Here is a 19,077-nt window from a genome sequence, read left to right on the forward strand (position 1 = left end):
CGAGGTATGCGACTCATCAAGAGCCGGTTCGTGCCCCTGGCGCTCTTCGCCGTCTGCGTCCTGGCCGCCGGGTGCGGCGAGGTCAACGACACGATCGACAAGGCCCAGGCGTGCCTGGAGGCGCCGAAGATCGTCACCGACCTGGCCGCCAAGGTCAAGGACCTCACCGACGACCCCAAGGCCATGGAGAAGGCGCTCGACGACGCCGCGGGCAAGCTCAACGACGTGGCCGACAAGGCCGCCAACACCACGCTCAAGCAGGCCAGCGAAGACCTTGCCAAGACTTTGGGCGGGATCAACGTCCAGAACGTGAACGACGCCGTCGACGCGGCCCAGAAGGTGGGCGGCGAGGCGGTCGACTACGCCCAGCAGGTCGCCAAGGCGTGCAGCTGAAATCCCGTCTTCTCTAGGGGAAAAGGGGACGAATTACCATATAAGGCATGGAGCCCGACCCGCGTTTCACCTTGGCCAACGAACGCACCTTCCTCACGTGGCTGAGTACGGCGCTGGCGCTCAGCGCGGGCGGGGTGGCCATGGCGGCGGTGCCCTCCGACGTGTTCGTTCCGTGGGTCCGCACGGTGCTGGCCGTCATGCTGGTGTCGTTGTCCGCGCTGGCCGCGGGCATGGCCTATCCGCGCTGGCGCAACATCCAGCGCGCCCTGCGCAACCAGGCGCCGCTCCCGCCGCCCGCCCTCGCGGCGGTCTTCGGGTACGGCGTCGCCACCGTGGCCGTCGTCGCCCTCGTGCTCATCATCCTGTCGGTGTAGATGTCGCAGGAGATCTGGGACGAGGGCCTGCAGAGCGAGCGCACCCGGCTCGCCTGGGTCCGCACCGCCGTGGCGCTGGCCACGGGCGGGCTCGGCGCCGCCGGGCTCGCGGTGCGCCACGGCCTGCCCGCCGTGGCCGTCGCCGGGTTCGCGCTGGCCGCGCTGTGCGGCGCGGTCCTGCTGATCAGGACGGGGGTGCGCTTCCGCCGGGTCCAGGAGGCCCTGCACGGCGGACGGCCCATCGACGCGGGCCTCGACGCGCTGTTCGCCTGGCTCGGCACCCTCAGCGTCGTGCTCGGCGCGGTCACCTTCGTGCTCACGGTCCGGTGACCCCCGGCTTGCGATGTTCCGGAGGGGAGGCGGACACTCGTAGTGAGGGGGTGACCTCAGTGGAGGAAGAACGCAGGACCCTGCCCTTCGAGTGCCGCGGTTGCTGGCACGTCTGGGAAGAGGACTACCTCGTCCGGCACGTCGACGACGAGCACGGGAACGCCGCCGAGATCTGGCTCAGGGACGGGCTCGTGGTGCCGCCGCCGTCGTACGGGGTGATCTGCCCGCATTGCGGCTGTCAGCAGACCACCACGTTCCCGGCCGGCTATCTCGCCCGTCATCCGGAGCTGTTCCGGTCGGACGAGCCGGTCGTGCCGGACGCCACGCCGCTGCTCAGCCCGGTTCCGCCGCGGCGTCCGTACTGACGGGAGACGCGACGGCGGGCGGGCAAGTGCCGAAAAACGGCGCTAAACCATGACACTTGGTAAGCGTTTCGTAGCTTGAAGTGTCATAAGGTGCGTCTTGCGCAGGCGCGGGGCCAGGCGCAGACTCAGGTCTAGACCACTGAAACCCCAGCCGGGGGTGATCCTCGTGCGCGACGGGTTCGAGACCCGCGAGACCTGGCCCTTCGAGTGCCTGCGCTGTCTGCGTGTCTGGGAGGAGGAATTCGTCGTCCGGCATTTCGCCGACGACCACGGCAATCAGGTCGAGATCTGGCTCAGCTCCGGCGTTGCCGTGCAGCCTCCCTCGTCGGGCACGTGCTGCCCGGGATGCGGCGCCTACCACGTGACGTCGTTCCCGAACGGCTACCTGGCCAGGCACCCCGAGCTGCGGCCGGATCCCGAGGTGCGGCCCGAACTCGTGCCCGAGCTCGGCGTCGTGTCGGGTCCGGTGCTGGAGGAGCCGAAGGCGCCCCTGGCCGGGGCGCCGTTGGCCGGTCGGCTGCTCGTCGCGATCGGGGTGCCCGTCGCCCTGTTCGTCGGGTACGAGCTGTACCGCGGCCTCGTGGCCGCCGCGCCCGTCCACCACTAGCGCGCCGGCCCGCCGCTCGCGCGGTGGGCCGGCGGCGTCGTGGTCACTGGCTCAGGCTCTCCAGCCAGGCCCGGTGCAGCCCGGCGAAGCGGCCCGAGGCGGCGATGAGCCGGTCGGGCGGCCCGTCCTCGACGACCTGGCCGGCCTCCATCACCAGCACCCGGTCGGCGATCTCCACGGTCGAGAGCCGGTGGGCGATGATCAGCGCGGTGCGGTCGGCGAGGATCGTGCGCAGCGCCCGCTGCACCAGCCGCTCGCTCGGCACGTCGAGGCTGGAGGTGGCCTCGTCGAGGATGAGCACCGCGGGGTCGGCGAGGAACGCCCTGGCGAACGCGATGAGCTGTCGCTGGCCCGCCGACATGCGCCCGCCGCGCTTGCCGACCTCGGTGTCGTAACCGTCGGGCAGCCCGGCGACGAACTCGTGCGCGCCGATCGCCTTGGCCGCCTCGCGGACCTGCCGGTCGGTGGCGTCCGGCCGGCCGAACCTGATGTTGTCCGCCACCGTGCCGCTGAACAGGAAGTTCTCCTGCGTCACCATGACGACGGCCTGGCGCAGCGTCGTCTCGTCCAGGTCGCGCAGATCGACCCCGTCGAGCAGCACGCGGCCCGCGGTCGGGTCGTAGAAGCGGGAGATCAGCTTGGCCAGCGTCGTCTTGCCCGCGCCGGTCGCGCCGACCAGCGCCACGCTCTGCCCGCCGGGGATCGTCAGGTCGAGGCCGGGCAGGATCGGCATCTCCTCGACGTAGGCGAAGCGCACGTCCTCGAAGCGGACCATGCCGCGGGCCTGCTGGGGCAGCGGCTCGGGCCGGCGCGGCTCCGGCACGCCCGGCTCCTCCTCCAGCACGCCCGACAGCTTCTCCAGGGCCGCGCCCGCCGACTGCAGCGTGTTGTAGAACTGGCTGAGCTCCTGCATCGGCTCGTAGAACTGCCGTAGGTACAGCAGGAACGCGGCCAGCACGCCGACCGTGACCTCGCCCTGGATCGCCAGGTAGCCGCCGTAGAGCAGCACCCCGCCCACGGTCAGGTTGCCGATCAGCTTGATGCCGAACATGAACTCCGCGCCCAGGACCATGCTGCGCGCGTTGGCGTCCCGGTAGTCGTCGTTGAGCTGGGCGAAGATCTCCTGGTTGCGCGGCTCCCTGCGGAACGCCTGCACCGCGCGGATGCCGGTCATCGACTCCACGAAGTGCACGATCACCAGGGCGACCGTCTCCCGCGTGCGCCGGTAGACGATCACCGACTGCCGCCGGAACCACCGCGTGAACAGCAGCAGCAGCGGCAGCGGGACCAGCGCCACCAGGCCGAGGTGCACGTCGAGGACGAGCAGCAGCGCGGCCGTGCCGAACATCGTCAGCACCGCCTTGACCAGCCCGTCGAAGCCGGACTGGAGCAGCTCGGAGATGGCCTCGATGTCGGAGGTCAGCCGGGAGATGACCCGGCCCGAGGTGTACTTCTCGTGGAAGCTCAGCGACAGCCGCTGGAAGTGGTCGAACACCCGCCTGCGCAGCTCCAGCAGCACGCTCTGGCCGACCTTCCCCGACAGGCGCAGGAACGCCTGCCGGGTGAGCGCCTGCGTGACGGCCGCGACCAGGATCACGCCGACCACGATCAGCAGGATCGACGGCCCCGACCCGCGGGTCATCGGCGGGATGCCGTCGTCGATCCCCACCTTGACCAGGTACGGGATCGCCAGCGCCGCGGCGTTGGAGACGACGATGATCGCGGTGAGCAGCGCGATGGCCTTGCGGTAGGGACGCAGCAGGTCGCCGAGCAGCCTGCGGGAGCGCTCCCGCAGCAGCACCGACACCTTCTCCGGCAGTTCGTCCTGCTCCTCGGAGGCGACGCCGCGCCAGGAGGAGACGGGGGCGGCGGTCATCGCAGGGCTCCTTCCGAGGGGTCGAAGTCGGCGTCCTGGGCCAGCAGCTCGCGGTACTCGGGCACGTCGGCCAGCAGCTCGTGGTGGCGGCCGACGTGGGTGATGGTGCCGTCGCGCAACAGCGCCACCTTGTCGGCCAGCAGCACGGTCGAGGCGCGGTGGGCGACCACGATGCCGGTCGCCTCGCGCAGGACGTGCCGCAGCGCCTCCTCCACCAGCGCCTCGGTCTCCACGTCGAGCGCCGACAGGGTGTCGTCGAGGACGAGCACCCGCGGCCTGCTCAGCACCGCCCGCGCCAGGGCGAGCCGCTGCCGCTGCCCGCCCGACAAGGACAGGCCCTGCTCGCCGATGCGGGTGTCGAGGCCCCAGGGCAGGTCGTACACGAAGCCGGCCTGGGCGGTGGCGATCGCGGCGGCCAGCTCCTCCTCGGTGGCGTCGAGCCGGCCGAGCATGAGGTTCTCGCGCACGCTCATCGAGAACAGCGTCGGCTCCTCGAACGCGGTGGCCACCAGCGAGCGCAGCGTGGTCAGGTCGAGGTCGCGCACGTCCTCGCCGTCGATGGTCACGCGACCCGTGGTGGCGTCGAGCAGCCGGGGCACCAGCGCGGTCAGCGTGGTCTTGCCCGCGCCGGTCGCGCCCACGATCGCGACCGTCTCGCCGGGGTGCACGTCCAGCCAGACGTCGCGCAGCACCGGCTCGTCCGCGCCGGGGAAGGCGAACCCGACGCCCTCGAACCGCAGGTGGCCCCGGGGCAGCTCGATCGTGCGGCTGCCGCTCTCGATCGCCGGGACGGTGTCCATGACCTCCATGACCCGGTCGGCGGAGGTCATCGCCTCCTGGGCCATGGCCAGGATGTAGCCGAGGCTGGCGATCGGCCAGACGAGCTGGAGCATCAGGGTGGTGAAGGCGACCAGCGTGCCCAGCGTCATCGAGCCGGAGCCCACCGCGAGCGCGCCGAGCAGCAGCACCAGGGCGAGGGTGACGTTGGGGATCACTTCGAGGAAGGCGAAGAACCGGGCCGACAGGGTTGCCTTGTCGACCGAGCTGCCGTACACCTTGCGGGCCGCCTCGTCGTAGCGGTCGTAGACGTGGTGGCGGCGGCCGAACGCCTTGATCGTACGGATGCCGATGGCCGACTCCTCGACGAGCGTGGCGAGGTCGCCCTGCTCGTCCTGGACCTGGCGGGAGATCTTGATGTACCGCTTCTCGAACCGCAGGGACGTCCACACGATCGGCACGGCCGAGGCCAGCACCAGCAGCCCGAGCGGCCAGTACTTGTTCAGCAGGAGCACGGTCACCGTGATGAGCTGGAGGACGTTCATCACCAGGAAGAGCATGCCGAAGCCGAGGAAGCGGCGGATCGTGGACAGGTCCGTCGTGGCCCGCGACAGCAGCTGGCCCGACTGCCAGTCGCCGTGGAAGCCCATCGGCAGGCGCTGCAGGTGCTCGTAGAGGTCGTCGCGGATCGCGGTCTCCAGCCCGAGGACGGGTTTGACCTGGGTCCAGCGCCGCAGGAAGATCAGCCCGGCCTCCACGACGCCCACGCCCAGGGCGATGAGACCGAGCGGGAGCAGCCCGTCGGAGTCGCCCCGCGTCACGGGACCGTCGATGACCTTCTCGCTGATCAGGGGGAGCGCGATGCTCGCGGCGATGCTGAGGATCGCGGCCAGCCAGATGAGCACCAGTCTGGCGGCGTACGGGCGGAGGTAGGACTTCATCCGCCACAGAGAGTTGGAGGAGAGCAGGGGACGGCGAGGTGTGTCAGTATCGGGAGGCATCCCATCCACATTAATACGTGGGATCAACCCATTTTTTGCGGTAAATGTGGGGGTTTCTGCAGGTTACGGGCAGAAACGAGACCGTCACGGCGCGTCCGGCGACCCCGCGCCCGCCGCCGTCCGGACGGCCGGGCACACTGCCACCTGCGGCTCGGGCGCGGCCCGGGCTAAGGCGGAGCTGTCCTTTCCGCTCACCATTCTCACCGGACGGAAAGTCGTGATGATCGACGAAAGTGAACTGCCGTACCTGCGGCGCTGTGTCGAGCTGGCCACCGAGGCGCTGGAGTCGGGCGACGAGCCCTTCGGGTCCGTGCTGGTCGCCGCGGACGGCGCCGTGCTGGCCGAGGACCACAACCGGGTGGCCGGGGGCGATCGCACCCGGCATCCGGAGTTCGAGCTGGCGCGGTGGGCGGCGGCCAACCTGACCCCGCAGGAGCGGGCGGCGGCCACCGTCTACACCTCCGGCGAGCACTGCCCGATGTGCGCGGCGGCCCACGCCTGGGTGGGCCTCGGGCGCATCGTGTACGTCGCGTCGTCGGAGCAGCTCGGCGGCTGGCTGGCGGAGCTGGGCGTGCCGGCGCCGCCGGTGAGCACGCTGCCGGTCAACGCCGTCGCGCCGGGCGTCCCGGTGGACGGGCCCGTCCCGGAGCTGGCCGGGCAGGTGCACGAACTGCACCGCCGCTTCCACGGCGGACGCTGAGGACGCCGCCCGGCCGGGCGGGCCGGTCAGGGGGCGGACGTGCCGAGGGCGATCGTGTCGGCGACCTCGGCGTGCCGCTCGGCCTCCTCGGCGGCGAAGCGGGCGGCGTCCAGCTTGTCGGCGATGTCCTCGTCCTGCTTCATGAGGGCGTCGAGCGACTGCCCGGCCATCTCCAGCACGCCCATGTCGGCGTACGCCTGCTGCAGCCGCGGGCTCCACAGCCCGATGTCCTTGACGCACGGCACGATCCTGCTGAACAGCAGCGAGCGGAACAGCCGCAGGTACTCCGACTGGTCGGTGGCCCGCATGACCTCGTCGGTCTCGGCCCTGGACAGGCCCAGGTGCTCCCAGGACTCCGCGCCGCGCAGCCGGTCGCGCATGAGGTAGCAGCCCTCGATGACGAAGTCCTCGCGCTCGCGCAGCTCGGACTCCGACAGGTTCTTGTAGTAGTCGCGCAGCGCCATCCGGCCGAAGGCGACGTGCCGGGCCTCGTCCTGCATCACGTACGCGAGGATCTGCTTGGGCAGCGGCTTGGTGGTGATGTCGCGCATGACGCCGAACGCGGCCAGGGCCAGCCCCTCGATGAGCACCTGCATGCCGAGGTAGGGCATGTCCCAGCGGGAGTCGCTGAGCGTGCTCTCCAGCAGCGCCTTGAGGTGCTCGTTGATCGGGTACGCCAGGCCCACCTTCTCCTGGAGGAAGCGGGCGTAGGTCTCGGCGTGGCGGGCCTCGTCCATGGTCTGGGTGGCGGCGTAGAACTTGGAGTCCAGGTCGGGCACCGACTCCACGATCCGGGCCGAGCAGATCATCGCGCCCTGCTCGCCGTGCAGGAACTGGGAGAACTGCCAGGCCGCGCCGTGCAGCCGCACGTCCTGGCGCTGCTGGGGGCCGAGCCGGTGCCACAGCGGGGTGTCGTGGATGGCGATCGTGTTGTCGGGGATCCCGAGCACGTTGTACGGGTCCACCTCCAGGTCCCAGTCGATGCGCTTGGCCGAGTCCCACTGCTTGTCCTTGCCCTTCTGGTACAAGGCCAGCATGCGGTCGCGGCCCTCGTCGTACTCCCAGGTGAACCGGCTGGCGCCGGCCATGCCGACGTCCCAGGTGGAGAGCTCGGCGGGGAGGGTGTAGAGATCGTGCGTCGACATGGGGGACCTCCGCGAGGGGATTACGTACGGTGTACGTCCACGGCTCGACCCTTGCACGTACGGTGTACGTGCGTCAATAGAATGAGCTATGACCACCGAGCCCCTGTCCAGGCCCCGCATCGTGGCCGCGGCCATCGACCTCATCGAGCGCGAGGGCGCCGACGCGGTCTCCATGCGCCGCATCGCGGCCGAGCTCGGCGTCGGCGTGATGTCCCTCTACAACCACGTGCCGAACAAGGACGCGCTGCTCAACGGCGTGGCCGAGAGCGTGCTGAGCGGCATCGAGTTCACCGACGACCCCGACGCCCACTGGACCGACCGGGTGCGGGCGCAGGCGCGGGCCTTCCGGCAGATCGCCCATCACCATCCGCGCTCGACCATGGTGGTGGTCAGCCGCCAGCTCCACTCCCACGCCGGGCTGCTGCCGGTCGAGCGGGCGCTGGCCACGCTGCGCGGCGCGGGTTTCGACGGGCCCGACGCCGTCCGGATGTTGCGCATGTTCATCGCCTTCATCGTGGGCTCGCTGCTGCGCGAGGTCGGCGTGACGCCCACCTTCGCGCCCGTCCACAGCCGCACGGTCGAGGCAGCCGTCGTCGATCCGGCGTTGTTCCCCGAGGTGAGCGCGCTGGCGCCGCTGCTGGCCGAGTGCGACCACGAGGCGGAGTTCGAGTTCGGGGTCGAACTGCTCATCCAGGCCATCGCGGTGCACGCGGGTCAGTAGGAGGGCACCCGGGCGGGCCCGGATGCCCTCCGGCACGCGAGATCAGTACCAGTTGTGCGATTGCCAGTGCCCCCAGGCGCCGCAGGGCCTGCCGTACCTTCCCTTGATGTAGGCCAGGCCCCAGCGGATCTGCGTCTCGGGGTTGGACCGCCAGTCCTTGCCCGCGCCGCTCATCTTGCCCGCGGGCAGCGCCTGCGGGATCCCGTAGGCGCCCGACGACCGGTTGAGCGCGTGGTGGTTCCAATTGCTCTCCCTGGTCCACAGGTTGTCCAGGCAGCGGAACTCCCGGTAGTTCCACGCGCGCCGGACGACCTGTCCCAGGGCGATCTTCTTGTTTCTTCCGGCGGGCCGTACGGCCGCGATCTTCGGTTGCGCTGACGTTGTCCAGGTCCGCATCTTGATCACCGGAGGCCGGGACTCCGCCCAGGCCGGGCCGGTGCTGACGCCGAACGCGCTGATAGTGAGAAGAGTGCCGCTGAGCACGCGTTTGCTGTCCAAGGCGATCCTTGCTTTCGGGTCGCGTGCGGACGGGCGCCCCCTCGGGGGCGCCCTGCCGGTCCGCGTCCGTGGCTCGGACGCGGAGGGTCCGCGCGGCCTCCCGGGATCCTGTACCGCCCGATCGTGCTGGACGGCCCGGAAGGCGCCACGACGTGTCCTCAAGCACGATTCCTATTACGGGCCGTGACCGCGGGCCGCGATCTCGACACGCGAAGGACAGGTGTTTGCGCGCTCAATTCGGATAAAGGGCGATCTCGCTGGGCCAGGATTGCCCGGCCCGTCGCCCATATGGCATGTCCTTGGGTAAAAACGCGGACGTACCTGGGGTTTGGCTCAGTACCAACTGTGGGATTGGAAGTGCGCCCACGCGCGACACGGCGAGCCGTACCGCTGCTTGATGTAGCCCAGACCCCACCGGATCTGGGTGCGCGGGTTCGTGCGCCAGTCGGCGCCCGAGGAGGCCATCTTGTGGCCCGGGAGCGCCTGCGGGATGCCGTAGGCGCCCGACCGGTTGCCGGCCCTGTGGTTCCAGCCGCTCTCTCTGGCCCAGAGCCTGACCAGGCAGCCGTAGCTCGCGGCGCCCCAGCCGCGCTGGGCGACCAGGGACTTGGCGATGGCTTTGTTCCTGCCACTGCTCTGGGAGCTCTGCGCCTGTGCGGCCGTGGTGCCGGTCACCGTCGCGAGCGTTGCGGCGAGGACCAGGACACCGGTACGGCGGAGCATGGGCATGCGGATTCCCTTTCGAAGGGGACGGGGACCGCGTCACCCTGCCTGACAAACGCCCACATTTCCTAATTGACCATGAAAAATCAGGCGAAATTCCAAGATCGCGACATATTGATATTCAGGGGTTTCGCGGGAAAAATGAGGAATAGGTCACAATCTGCGGCGGGCGTCGTTCTGTAAGCTTCAGATCATGAGCCTTCGCGACATCCCGCTCCGCACCCTCGCCGACGACCCCACCACGCTCGGCGACCTCGCCGGCGACAAGGCCGTGCTGCTGGTCAACGTGGCCTCCCGCTGCGGCCTGACACCGCAGTACGCCGGCCTGGTCCAGCTCCAGCAGGACTTCGGCCCGCGCGGCTTCAGCGTGGTCGGCGTGCCCTGCAACCAGTTCGCCGGCCAGGAGCCCGGCACGGCGGAGGAGATCCAGGAGTTCTGCTCGGCGACCTACGGCGTCGACTTCCCGCTGCTGGCCAAGGCCGACGTCAACGGCCCCGGCCGGCACCCGCTCTACGCCGAGCTCACCGAGACGGCCGACGAGGAGGGCGCGGCGGGCGACGTCCAGTGGAACTTCGAGAAGTTCCTGCTCGACCGCGAGGGCAACGTCGTGGCCCGCTTCCGTCCCCGCACCGCCCCCGACGACCCGGCCGTCGTCGCGGCCATCGAGAAGCTGCTCTAGCGGGGCCGCCGGCGTTCGTAGGCGTGGAAGGCGGCGCAGCACACCAGCAGCGCCGCCGCGAACGCCGGCAGCCAGGCCAGCCGGGCCGCCACCCACCCGAGCTCCTCGGGCGGGGTGTGCAGGCCGGGCAGCGCCCGGCTCTCCGGTAGCGCCCGGCTCGCCAGCAGGCCGAGCTCGGTCACCGCGATCAGCGCGGTCTGGTGCCACAGGAAGATCGTCATCGCGGCCAGGTTCGCCACGGCCACGGGCGCCCAGACGGCGGAGCGGCGCAGCAGCCGGCGCAGCGGGCCGAGCAGCAGCAGCGCCGCGCCGCACTGGGCGAGCCCGAAGCTGACGGCCGCGAGCGAGGGCGGGTCCAGGTTGGAGACCGGGGCGCCCGGCACCCCGACCATGGTCGCCGGGTAGCCGCCCCACACCACCAGCGCCAGGGCCGTGGCCGCGCCGCCGGTCAGCAGCGTCCAGCCGGTGGCCCGGCTCCGCAGCCGCCCGCGGGCCCAGGCCGCGCCCAGGCAGTACGGCACCAGCCAGCCGGCCGCCAGGTTCACCCACCACAACCACTCCGGGCCGCCGGGCCCGAACCGCACCGCGTCGGAGGCCGCCACCGCCGCGAGCGGCCAGGCCGGGTGCAGCCGGGCGGCCAGCGGCGTGGCCGCCGTCAGCGCGGCGAACACCAGCAGGAACCACATCGGCGCCGCCGCCATCCTGACCAGCAGCCGCACGTCCTCCAGCGGCACGCCGGAGGCGAGCATCGCGACCGCCGCCACGGCCCACACCGCCGCGACGACCGCCACCGGGCGGAACAGCCGCCCCAACCGGCCGCGCAGCCACGGGACGTAGCCGATGCCGGCCGCCCGCGCCGACCGGTGGCCCTTCGCCCCGACCAGGCCGCCCACCAGGAAGAAGATCGCCAGCATCTGGAACGCCCACGACATCGGGGCGAGCTGCGGCAGGTACTTGAGCGGGCTGGTGACGCGCAGGCTGCCGCTGTCGCTGACCACGGCGGTCACCAGCCAGTGCCCGGCCACCACCCCGAGGATGGCCAGGGCCCGCAGCGCGTCCAGGGCCCGGTCGCGCTCCGGCGGCGTCCCGGCCTCGACGCGGGCGGCGAGCCCGCGCGGTCCGGAGCGGGTGCGGAGGGAGGAGCCAGACATCGCGGGCGCCTCTCCGGAGACGACGCGGGGGGAGGAGTCAGACATCGCGGGCGGCCTCTCCGGAGACGATGCGGGCGACGGCCCTCAGGGCGGGGGAGCCGGGCCGCAGGTAGTCGCTGTGGCCGCCGTCGCCCGCCGCGAAGACGCGGGCGCCGAACCCGGGCGAGACCGGGTCCGCCCCCAGCCCGACCGTGACGAACGGCAGCTCGACCAGCGCGTGCGGCACGCCGGCGATCCAGTCGGCGGCGCCGCGCCCGGCCCACACGACCGCGCGGGTGCGCATGGCGGCGACGTCGGGGACGCCCGCGCCGGGGCTGCCCATCAGGACGATGTCGGCCACGTCCAGGCCGGGCGCGGCCCGTCCGCACACCACCGAGCCGTAGGAGTGGCACACGAGCGACAGCCGGGCGCCGGGCTTGACCGCGCGCAGCTCACGGACGAACGCGCGCAATCCGGGCACGGCCTCGTCGGCCCGCGCGGGCGTCAGCACGTCCAGGCTGAGCGTGCCGGGCGTGCGGTAGCCGGCCCAGGCGATGACCGCCGAGCCGTCGCCGAGCGCCTCGCGCAGCCGCGTCGCGCCGGCGTGCAGGCGGCCGTACCGGTCGAGGTTCGTGTCGGAGCCGGGCACCAGGACGGCGATCCGCCGGGCCGTCGCCAGGTCGCCGAAGACCTCCACGGTCCGGCCGCCGTCGCGCCCGTCGAAGGACAGGAACGTGCGCGACGGGTCGGCCATGGCCCGCAGCGCCGCCGCCCGCAGGCGATGCCCCCGCGCGGCGGCGGTGCGCTCGGCGGCCAGGACGGCGGCGCGCCCGGCGGCGTACCGCCCGGTCAGCTCGTCGGACAGCGCGGCCGGGGTGGCGGCGCGCAGCGGCGCCACGGCGGCGGGAACGGGCGCGGGCACCCCCGCGGACCCGCCGGCGCCGGACGCGGGCACCGCCACCGAAGCGGTGACGAGCGCGGCGAGCAGGCGGTTCCTCAGCGATGCCATGGCGAATGGTCCCCTTCCGTGCCGGTTCTTCCTTCCGGCACCGAAGGTAGGGATCACGCCTTGTAGTCGGCTTCCCGCTGGGGGATGCACCTTTCGCGTAGCTCTGAGGTACTACGGGGCTGAGGCGGCGTACAGTGGCCGCACTGAGGAGGCGCCATGCTCACGGTGAGATCCGCCGACGGGACCGACGTCCGGGTGGTCGAGGAGGGGCGGGGCCCGGCCGTCCTCGTCCTGCACGCGGGGCTCGACGACGGCACCCAGTGGGGCAAGGTCGCGGTGCTGCTCGCGCCGCGGTTCCGCGTGGTGCGCGTCCGGCGCCGCCAGTACCGGCCGGACCTGGCCGGGCCCGCCACCATGGCACAGGAGGCCGCCGACGCGGTGGCGGTGGCGGCCGCGCTCGGCGGGCCCGTCCTGCTCGTCGGCCATTCCTCCGGCGCGGTGGCCGCGCTGGAGTCCCTGCTCCTCGCGCCGGACGCCTTCGCGGGCGCGGTCCTGTACGAGCCGCCCGTCGCCCTCGGACCCTCGCTCGGCGGCGCGGCCAGCCAGGCGGCCGTGGCCGCGGTGGCGGCGGGCCGGCCGGGCCGGGCGATGCGGATCTTCTTCAGGGACGTGGTGGGCCTGTCGCCGGCGATCTCCTGGCTGACCTCCGTGGCGGTGGCCTGCCATCGGCCGACGCGGTTGCGCGCGCCCCGCCAGATCGACGACCTGCTGGCGATCGACGCCCTGGGCGACCGGCGGGCGGCGTACGCGGCGATCCGCACGCCGGTGGTGCTGCTCGGCGGCGACCGCAGCCCCGCCCATCTCGGCGCGCGGCTCGACGCCCTGCGGGAGACGATCCCCGGCGCCCGGCGCGTCACGCTGCACGGGCAGGGGCACGGCGCGCACCTGAGAGCGCCTGCGGAGGTGGCCCAGGTGATCGAGGCGCACGCGCGGGACGTCCTCGGCGAGAGCTGAGCGCGTGCCGCTCGCCGGTCACCTGCGGGGGCCGCAGCTCCCACGGATGATCAGCTCGGTGGGCAGCACCACCGTGCGCGCCCGCCGGATGCCCTCGCGCAGCACCAGCTCGCAGGCCCGGTATCCCATGTCGCGGCCCGGCTGGGCGATCACGGTCAGCGGCGGGGCGCACAGCTCGGCCCAGGGCACGTCGTCGTACATCACCAGCGACACGTCCTTCGGCACCCGCAGGTCGAGCTCGCGGGCGGCCAGCACGGCCGCCTCACCCAGGACGTTCCCGCCCGCGACGACGGCCGACAGGTCGGGACGGCTCTGGAACAGGCCGGAGGCGGCGGCGTACGCCGAGTCGCGGCTGCCGGTGCCGAACACCACCAGCTCCTCGTCCACCGGCGCGCCCACGGCCTCGCGGAAGGCGGCGGCCCGCCGGTCGTGGCCGGGGCCGCCGAGGAAGGCGATGCGCCGGTGGCCGAGGCCCCGCAGGTAGCGCACGGCCGTACGGATGCCGGCGCGGTCGTCGGCCAGCACGGCGGGCACGTCGAGCGGACGCGCGGCGCCCTCGGGGACGCGCCCGCGCGGGGCCACGCCGTCGAGGAGCATGAGATCGTCGAGGGCGCTCTCGGCGGGGTCGCGGTCGCCGTCGCGCCCGGACTCGGGCGGCAGGCGGTCGGCGAAGACCACCGTCATGCCCGCCCTGAGCGCGGGGGCCCACGTCTCGGCGTCGCCGGAGGGCACCGCGATCACCCGGTCGACGCTCTGTTCGAGCAGCATGCCGATCAGCTCGGCCTCCTGCTCGGGGTCGTCGCCCGTCGAGCCCAGCACGACGGGCTCGCCCGCCGACCGGGCGCAGGCGAGCACGCCCTCGCAGAGCTGCCCGTAGAAGGTGTCGGTGAGGTCGGGCACCAGCAGGCCCAGGCCGCCGGTGCGGCGCTGGCGCAGGTTGCGGCCGAGCGCGCTGGGCCGGTAGTCGAGCTGGGCGGCGACGGCCAGCACCCGCTCCCTGGTGCTGGGGCTGGCCGAGCCGCCCGACAGCACCCGGGACACGGTCGCGACGCCGACGCCCGCCGCCTCGGCCACATCCTTGATCGTCGCCCGCTTCTCCATGGAAACGATTCCATCATGGATTCCAGGTCACCGGAAGACCATCGGTCCTCCAAAGGCTGGTCACGCGGTACCCCTTGACACCGATGTCCGTTTCGGGTGAGATACGTGAAAACGTATCCACGGGAACCGAGAACCAACGTCCGGGCCGATCGCCCTGGAGCGCGAAGGAATGTCATGGCATCCATCGTTCTGACGAACGTCGACAAGATCTACGCCGGTGGCGTGAAGGCCGTGAACGGGCTGAACCTTGAGATCAAGGACGGCGAGTTCATGGTGCTGGTGGGCCCATCGGGTTGCGGCAAGTCGACCGCGCTCCGGATGATCGCCGGCCTTGAGGACATCAGCGGCGGCGAGATCGCCATCGGCGACAAGGTGGTCAACCACCTTCCGCCGAAGGACCGCGACATCGCGATGGTCTTCCAGAACTACGCGCTCTACCCGCACATGACGGTCGAGGAGAACCTCGCCTTCGGCCTCAAGCTCCGCAAGATGCCCAAGCCGGAGATCCAGAAGCGGGTCAACGAGGCCGCCAAGATGCTCGGCCTGGAGACCTACCTCAAGCGCAAGCCGGCCGCTCTGTCCGGTGGTCAGCGCCAGCGTGTCGCCATGGGCCGCGCCATCGTCCGTGAGCCGCAGGCCTTCCTCATGGACGAGCCGCTGTCGAACCTCGACGCCAAGCTCCGCGTCTCCATGCGCGCCTCGCTCAACACCCTGCACGAGCGCCTCGGCGTCACCACCGTGTACGTCACCCACGACCAGGTCGAGGCCATGACCCTCGGCGACCGCGTCTGCGTCCTGCGCGACGGTCTGCTCCAGCAGGTCGACACCCCGCAGAACCTGTTCGACAAGCCGGTCAACCTGTTCGTCGCCGGCTTCATGGGCTCGCCCTCGATGAACTTCGTCACCGCCGAGCTGGCCCGCGACAACGGCGCGGTCGTGCGCTTCGCCGACATCAGCCTGCCGATCCCCGACTCGGCCTTCGCCGACAAGCCGGGCCTCGACCAGTACATCGGCAAGAAGGTCATCCTCGGCATCCGCCCGTCGGACTTCGAGGACGCCAACTCGGCCGGCAACCACGCCAACGGCTGGGCCACCCTGCCCGTCAAGGCGGAGGTCACCGAGGAGCTGGGCTCCGAGATCAACGTGCTGTTCCTGATCGACGCCCCGCCGGTCGAGCACAAGGACACCGTCGCCGCCGCCGACACGGGCGACGACGAGGAGGCGGCGCTGCCGCTCGTGGGCGACAAGTCCCTGTGGACCGCCCGCGTCAACGCCCGCAGCCACGTGCGCCCCGGCCAGCGCATCGACCTGGTGCTGGACACGCACAACCTGCACTTCTTCGACCCGACGAGCGGCCTGGCCATCGGCCACGAGGCCAACCGCTAGCAGAGCCCGCCGGATCTTCCGGTTCCCGGCCGTGAGTCACTCACGGCCGTCCCGGGCCCCCACCGCGACCCCCTCCCGCGGCGGGGGCCCACCTTGTTGTGGTACGCCCCGAGGTCAGCGGCGGCCGAGCCTGGCCGAGACGCGCCCGGCCAGGTTGTGCGGCACCAGCTTGCCGATCGCCACGATGGCCTTGTAGCGCAGGTCGGGCACCGAGACCCGCTTGCCGAGCGCGAGGTCGCGCATGGCGTCCCTGACCACGTTGTCGGCCTTCAGCCACAGGAACCCCGGGATGCCCGAGGTGTCCATGGACGCCCGCTGGTGGAACTCGGTGCGCACGAAACCCGGGCACAGCGCCATGATCTTGATCCGCGGGTTGCGCACGTCGTTGGCCGCCGACTCGCTGAAGTTGACCACCCACGCCTTCGAGGCGCTGTAGGTGCCGCGGGAGAAGAACGCCGCGACCGACGCCACGTTGATCACCGCGCCCCGGTCGCGCTTGCGCATCGCGGGCAGCGCCGCCAGGGTGAGCCGCAGCACGGCCTCGCAGTGGACCTTCAACATGCGCAGCTCGTCCTCGACCGGCACCTTCAGGAAGTCGCCGGGGTGGCCGAAACCGGCGTTGTTCACCAGCAGGTCGACGCCGTCGCGGAGTCTCGACTCGACCCTGGCCAGGCCCTCCTCGGTGGCCAGGTCGGCGGGCAGCACCTCGACGTCCACGCCGTACCTGAGCCTGAGCTGGTCGGCGACCTGGACGAGCCGCTGCTCGTCGCGCGCGACCAGGACGAGCGAGCAGGCGTCGGCGGCCAGGCGGCGGGCGAACGCGGCGCCGATGCCGGCGGTGGCGCCCGTGATCAATGCGGTAGGCATGTCCTGAACCTTAACGTCCCCGGTCGGGCGTGCGAGTATGGACGGCGTGCGCCCCCTCGCGGCCGTGCTCCTCCTGGCCCTCACCGCCTGCTCGGCCGCCTCGTCCCCGCCCGGCCCGGCCACCGTGTCCTCCGCCCCGCCCGCCCCGCCGGCCTCCACCCGGGCTTCTCCGCCGGCGAGCCCCGAGCCGAAGAGCGCTCCCCGGCAGGTGCGCTTCCGCGAGCTCGGCCGGTTCGAACGGCCGGTCGCCCTCGCCGCGCGCAAGGGCGACGCCCGGCTCTACGTCGCCGAGCAGGGCGGCCGGCTGCGCGCCACGGACGGCGACGTCATCGTCGACCTGTCGGGCGAGGTGAGCGGCGGCAACGAGCAGGGCCTGCTCGGCGTGGCCTTCCATCCCTCCGGCCGCTGGCTCTACCTCGACTGGACCGACACCCGCGGCGCCACCCACGTCACCGAATGGGCCTTCGACGGCCGGCGCGCGACCGGCCGGCGCGACGTGCTCACCCAGGAGCAGCCGTACGCCAACCACAACGGCGGCCAGCTCGCCTTCGGCCCCGACGGCCATCTCTACGTCGGGCTCGGCGACGGCGGCAGCGCGGGCGACCCGCAGGGCAACGGCCAGGATCTCGGCACGCTGCTGGGCAAGATCCTGCGCATCGACCCGCGCGGCAGGCCGTACAAGGTGCCGCGGGACAACCCGTTCGCCGGGAAGGACGGCGCGCGGCCCGAGATCTGGGCCTACGGCCTGCGCAACCCCTGGCGGTTCGGCTTCGACCGGCACAGCGGCGACCTGTGGATCGGCGACGTCGGCCAGGACGAGGTGGAGGAGGTCGACCGCCAGCCGGCCGCCTCCAAGGGCGGCGAGAACTACGGCTGGAACCTGCGCGAGGGCGGGCGGCCCTTCCGCGGCGGCACGGGCCGCGGCCTGACCGAGCCGGTCATCACCTACCCCCTGCACAAGGACGGCAGCTGCTCGGTGATCGCCGGGTACGTCTACCGCGGCGCCGCCCTGCCCTGGCTGCGCGGCAGCTTCCTGTACGGGGACTTCTGCGCCGGCTGGGTCAGGGCCGCGCCCGCGGCCGAGCCGTCGAAGGCGGCCGAGATCGGCCGGGTCGAGCAGCTCTCCTCCTTCGGGGAGGGGCTCGACGGCGAGCTCTACGCGCTCAGCCTGCGGGGTCCGCTCTACCGGATCGAGCCTGCCTGACCCGCTCGATCAGCTCCTCGACCTGGTCGTTGAGCCGCGATCCGCGGGTCCAGCCGGCGTAGTGGGTCAGGAAGACCACCACTTCGCGCAGCTCGCTCTCGCTCAGGTCGCCCGCCCGCAGCGCGACGTCGAGCTGCACGGCGGTCAGCTCGTCGAGCCCCTGTCCGACGAGCAGCCCGAGCAGCAGCAGCCGGCGCTCCTTGACCGACAGGGCGGTCCTCGACCACAGGTCGGCGAACTGCCGCTCAGCCGTCATGCCGAAGGAGTCGACGGTCTCCATCGCGGGTTCTTTCATGGTGCGCTCCGAGGCTCGGGATGGGCGTCCTCATATCCTTTGCTACTTCCTGTGGTCTACCAATGGGGGTTGCACGAACGTTGTATCCCGGGCGACCGTAGAGTGTGGCGACCTGGCCCATACCACCTTTTGGTGGTCTGTAACAAGTAAAGCCAATCAATGGCCAAGATTTGGTCAAGATTTCTCATCGTGCATCCGGCCTCATTCCGCATGAAAGCGGGCACAACAACTGCGTTGGTCCGTAAAGCGGAGGTAAGCCCTGGTGAAAAGGACACGGGCTTGGATCGCGCTCATGGTCGCGGTTTTCGTGCTGCCGGCGTGCGGGCAGCCGGAGTTCACCTACGTACGGGACAGGGAAGGCACCACCTATTTCAAGGTGCCCGCCTCGTTCACGCAGCTCAACGCCAATCCGATCGAACTGTATCTGACGGGTGACCGGCCCGGTTCGCTGGCGGCGGCGACACGCGCGCAGCGGGTCTGGTCCACGGCCTTCGACCAGTCGGCCGAGCCGTCGGTCAACCATCTGCTGAGCTCGTCCGACCCGTTCGTGTACGCCACCGTGCACAAGCTCACCGAGCAGCAGCGGGACGCGATCTCGCTCAACCGGCTGCGCGACTTCGTGCTGCCCGTGACGGACCCGATGCGCGAGCTGTACGAGCAGCAGGCCATGACCACCGGCCGGCCGCCCATGTTCGCCAAGTTCGAGCTCCTCAGCGACGACGTCCTCGCCCTGGAGAACGGCGCCAGAGGCGTGCGGGTGCGCTTCAACTACCAGATCGGCGCCGACGTCCAGACGTTCGACCAGACCGCGATCCTCGACGAGAAGGGCGCGACGGTCTCGGTCATGCTCATCGGCTGCCGGGCGACCTGCTACCGCGACCGCGCCGCCGAGTTCGACAAGATCGCGGGTTCGTTCAAGCTGCTCCGGCTGCCCGGATGAGG

General features: G+C 71.6%; 22 protein-coding genes. 12 read left to right on the plus strand and 10 right to left on the minus strand.

All coding sequences use genetic code 11. The features are described from left to right. Positions 1 to 6: 6 nt before the first annotated feature. The 5 genes from AB0C33_RS08530 to AB0C33_RS08550 all read left to right on the plus strand — a co-directional run bounded on the left by AB0C33_RS08530 (position 7) and on the right by AB0C33_RS08550 (position 2,069). Positions 7 to 393, plus strand: a complete 387-nt coding sequence (locus tag AB0C33_RS08530; RefSeq protein ID WP_358284983.1) for a hypothetical protein — start codon at positions 7 to 9, stop codon at positions 391 to 393. A 47-nt stretch (positions 394 to 440) separates the two neighbouring features. Beyond that, entirely contained in the window at positions 441 to 767 is a 327-nt protein-coding gene (locus AB0C33_RS08535; protein WP_352363977.1) for a DUF202 domain-containing protein, read from the plus strand. Beyond that, positions 768 to 1,097, plus strand: coding sequence for a DUF202 domain-containing protein (locus tag AB0C33_RS08540; RefSeq protein WP_357964720.1), 330 nt, complete (start codon positions 768 to 770; stop codon positions 1,095 to 1,097). A 59-nt stretch (positions 1,098 to 1,156) separates the two neighbouring features. Next, the gene (locus tag AB0C33_RS08545) at positions 1,157 to 1,462 is read left to right on the plus strand and encodes a hypothetical protein (protein WP_358284985.1); all 306 of its coding nucleotides are present in this window, start codon (positions 1,157 to 1,159) and stop codon (positions 1,460 to 1,462) included. Between the two features lie 166 nt (positions 1,463 to 1,628). Continuing rightward, positions 1,629 to 2,069 (plus strand): hypothetical protein, encoded by a 441-nt coding sequence (locus tag AB0C33_RS08550; protein WP_358284987.1) that lies wholly within the window; start codon positions 1,629 to 1,631, stop codon positions 2,067 to 2,069. A gap of 43 nt (positions 2,070 to 2,112) precedes the next feature. On the opposite strand, the gene AB0C33_RS08555 is transcribed toward AB0C33_RS08550, so the two are convergent. Both AB0C33_RS08555 and AB0C33_RS08560 read right to left on the minus strand, forming a co-directional pair. Further along, positions 2,113 to 3,945 (minus strand): ABC transporter ATP-binding protein, encoded by a 1,833-nt coding sequence (locus AB0C33_RS08555; protein WP_358284989.1) that lies wholly within the window; start codon positions 3,943 to 3,945, stop codon positions 2,113 to 2,115. Beyond that, complete coding sequence (locus tag AB0C33_RS08560) at positions 3,942 to 5,663, minus strand: ABC transporter ATP-binding protein (RefSeq protein ID WP_358284991.1); 1,722 nt, start codon at positions 5,661 to 5,663, stop codon at positions 3,942 to 3,944. The genes AB0C33_RS08555 and AB0C33_RS08560 overlap by 4 nt, the downstream gene beginning before the upstream one ends. Positions 5,664 to 5,943: 280 nt before the next feature. Here AB0C33_RS08560 and AB0C33_RS08565 point away from each other — a divergent pair, with 280 nt between their 5' ends. Continuing rightward, positions 5,944 to 6,423, plus strand: coding sequence for a nucleoside deaminase (locus tag AB0C33_RS08565; protein ID WP_358284993.1), 480 nt, complete (start codon positions 5,944 to 5,946; stop codon positions 6,421 to 6,423). A 26-nt stretch (positions 6,424 to 6,449) separates the two neighbouring features. On the opposite strand, the gene AB0C33_RS08570 is transcribed toward AB0C33_RS08565, so the two are convergent. Then, positions 6,450 to 7,568, minus strand: coding sequence for a ferritin-like domain-containing protein (locus AB0C33_RS08570; protein ID WP_358284995.1), 1,119 nt, complete (start codon positions 7,566 to 7,568; stop codon positions 6,450 to 6,452). A gap of 88 nt (positions 7,569 to 7,656) precedes the next feature. On the opposite strand from AB0C33_RS08570, the gene AB0C33_RS08575 reads away from it, so the two are divergent. Further along, positions 7,657 to 8,289, plus strand: a complete 633-nt coding sequence (locus AB0C33_RS08575) for a TetR/AcrR family transcriptional regulator C-terminal domain-containing protein (RefSeq protein ID WP_352357184.1) — start codon at positions 7,657 to 7,659, stop codon at positions 8,287 to 8,289. Between the two features lie 42 nt (positions 8,290 to 8,331). Here the strand turns inward: AB0C33_RS08575 and AB0C33_RS08580 are convergent, their stop codons facing one another. Next, positions 8,332 to 8,787, minus strand: a complete 456-nt coding sequence (locus tag AB0C33_RS08580; protein WP_358284997.1) for a transglycosylase SLT domain-containing protein — start codon at positions 8,785 to 8,787, stop codon at positions 8,332 to 8,334. 333 nt (positions 8,788 to 9,120) lie between these two features. Next, complete coding sequence (locus AB0C33_RS08585; RefSeq protein WP_352324904.1) at positions 9,121 to 9,516, minus strand: transglycosylase SLT domain-containing protein; 396 nt, start codon at positions 9,514 to 9,516, stop codon at positions 9,121 to 9,123. A gap of 187 nt (positions 9,517 to 9,703) precedes the next feature. On the opposite strand from AB0C33_RS08585, the gene AB0C33_RS08590 reads away from it, so the two are divergent. Then, positions 9,704 to 10,189 (plus strand): glutathione peroxidase, encoded by a 486-nt coding sequence (locus tag AB0C33_RS08590; protein WP_358284999.1) that lies wholly within the window; start codon positions 9,704 to 9,706, stop codon positions 10,187 to 10,189. On the opposite strand, the gene AB0C33_RS08595 is transcribed toward AB0C33_RS08590, so the two are convergent. After that, positions 10,186 to 11,340, minus strand: a complete 1,155-nt coding sequence (locus AB0C33_RS08595; RefSeq protein WP_358285001.1) for an acyltransferase — start codon at positions 11,338 to 11,340, stop codon at positions 10,186 to 10,188. The genes AB0C33_RS08590 and AB0C33_RS08595 overlap by 4 nt on opposite strands. Before the next feature lie 37 nt (positions 11,341 to 11,377). Further along, complete coding sequence (locus tag AB0C33_RS08600; protein ID WP_358285003.1) at positions 11,378 to 12,328, minus strand: alpha/beta hydrolase; 951 nt, start codon at positions 12,326 to 12,328, stop codon at positions 11,378 to 11,380. Between the two features lie 156 nt (positions 12,329 to 12,484). Here AB0C33_RS08600 and AB0C33_RS08605 point away from each other — a divergent pair, with 156 nt between their 5' ends. After that, entirely contained in the window at positions 12,485 to 13,282 is a 798-nt protein-coding gene (locus AB0C33_RS08605; RefSeq protein WP_358285005.1) for an alpha/beta hydrolase, read from the plus strand. Between the two features lie 18 nt (positions 13,283 to 13,300). Here the strand turns inward: AB0C33_RS08605 and AB0C33_RS08610 are convergent, their stop codons facing one another. Next, entirely contained in the window at positions 13,301 to 14,383 is a 1,083-nt protein-coding gene (locus tag AB0C33_RS08610; protein ID WP_358285006.1) for a LacI family DNA-binding transcriptional regulator, read from the minus strand. A 174-nt stretch (positions 14,384 to 14,557) separates the two neighbouring features. On the opposite strand from AB0C33_RS08610, the gene ugpC reads away from it, so the two are divergent. Continuing rightward, complete coding sequence (gene ugpC / locus AB0C33_RS08615; protein WP_352357172.1) at positions 14,558 to 15,769, plus strand: sn-glycerol-3-phosphate ABC transporter ATP-binding protein UgpC; 1,212 nt, start codon at positions 14,558 to 14,560, stop codon at positions 15,767 to 15,769. 114 nt (positions 15,770 to 15,883) lie between these two features. Here the strand turns inward: ugpC and AB0C33_RS08620 are convergent, their stop codons facing one another. Beyond that, positions 15,884 to 16,636 (minus strand): SDR family oxidoreductase, encoded by a 753-nt coding sequence (locus AB0C33_RS08620; RefSeq protein ID WP_358285009.1) that lies wholly within the window; start codon positions 16,634 to 16,636, stop codon positions 15,884 to 15,886. Positions 16,637 to 16,682: 46 nt separating this feature from the next. Between AB0C33_RS08620 and AB0C33_RS08625 the strand changes: the two genes are divergently transcribed. After that, entirely contained in the window at positions 16,683 to 17,840 is a 1,158-nt protein-coding gene (locus tag AB0C33_RS08625) for a PQQ-dependent sugar dehydrogenase (protein WP_358285011.1), read from the plus strand. Here the strand turns inward: AB0C33_RS08625 and AB0C33_RS08630 are convergent. Beyond that, complete coding sequence (locus AB0C33_RS08630; protein ID WP_352324894.1) at positions 17,800 to 18,135, minus strand: carboxymuconolactone decarboxylase family protein; 336 nt, start codon at positions 18,133 to 18,135, stop codon at positions 17,800 to 17,802. The two genes, AB0C33_RS08625 and AB0C33_RS08630, sit on opposite strands and share 41 nt — an antisense overlap. A gap of 292 nt (positions 18,136 to 18,427) precedes the next feature. On the opposite strand from AB0C33_RS08630, the gene AB0C33_RS08635 reads away from it, so the two are divergent. Further along, positions 18,428 to 19,075 carry a hypothetical protein gene (locus tag AB0C33_RS08635; protein ID WP_358285013.1) on the plus strand — a complete coding sequence of 216 codons (648 nt, stop codon included), beginning with the start codon at positions 18,428 to 18,430 and terminating at the stop codon, positions 19,073 to 19,075. Positions 19,076 to 19,077 lie beyond the last annotated feature (2 nt).

It is taken from the genome of Nonomuraea sp. NPDC048881 (genome assembly GCF_040649795.1).
Classification (GTDB): Bacteria; Actinomycetota; Actinomycetes; order Streptosporangiales; family Streptosporangiaceae; genus Nonomuraea.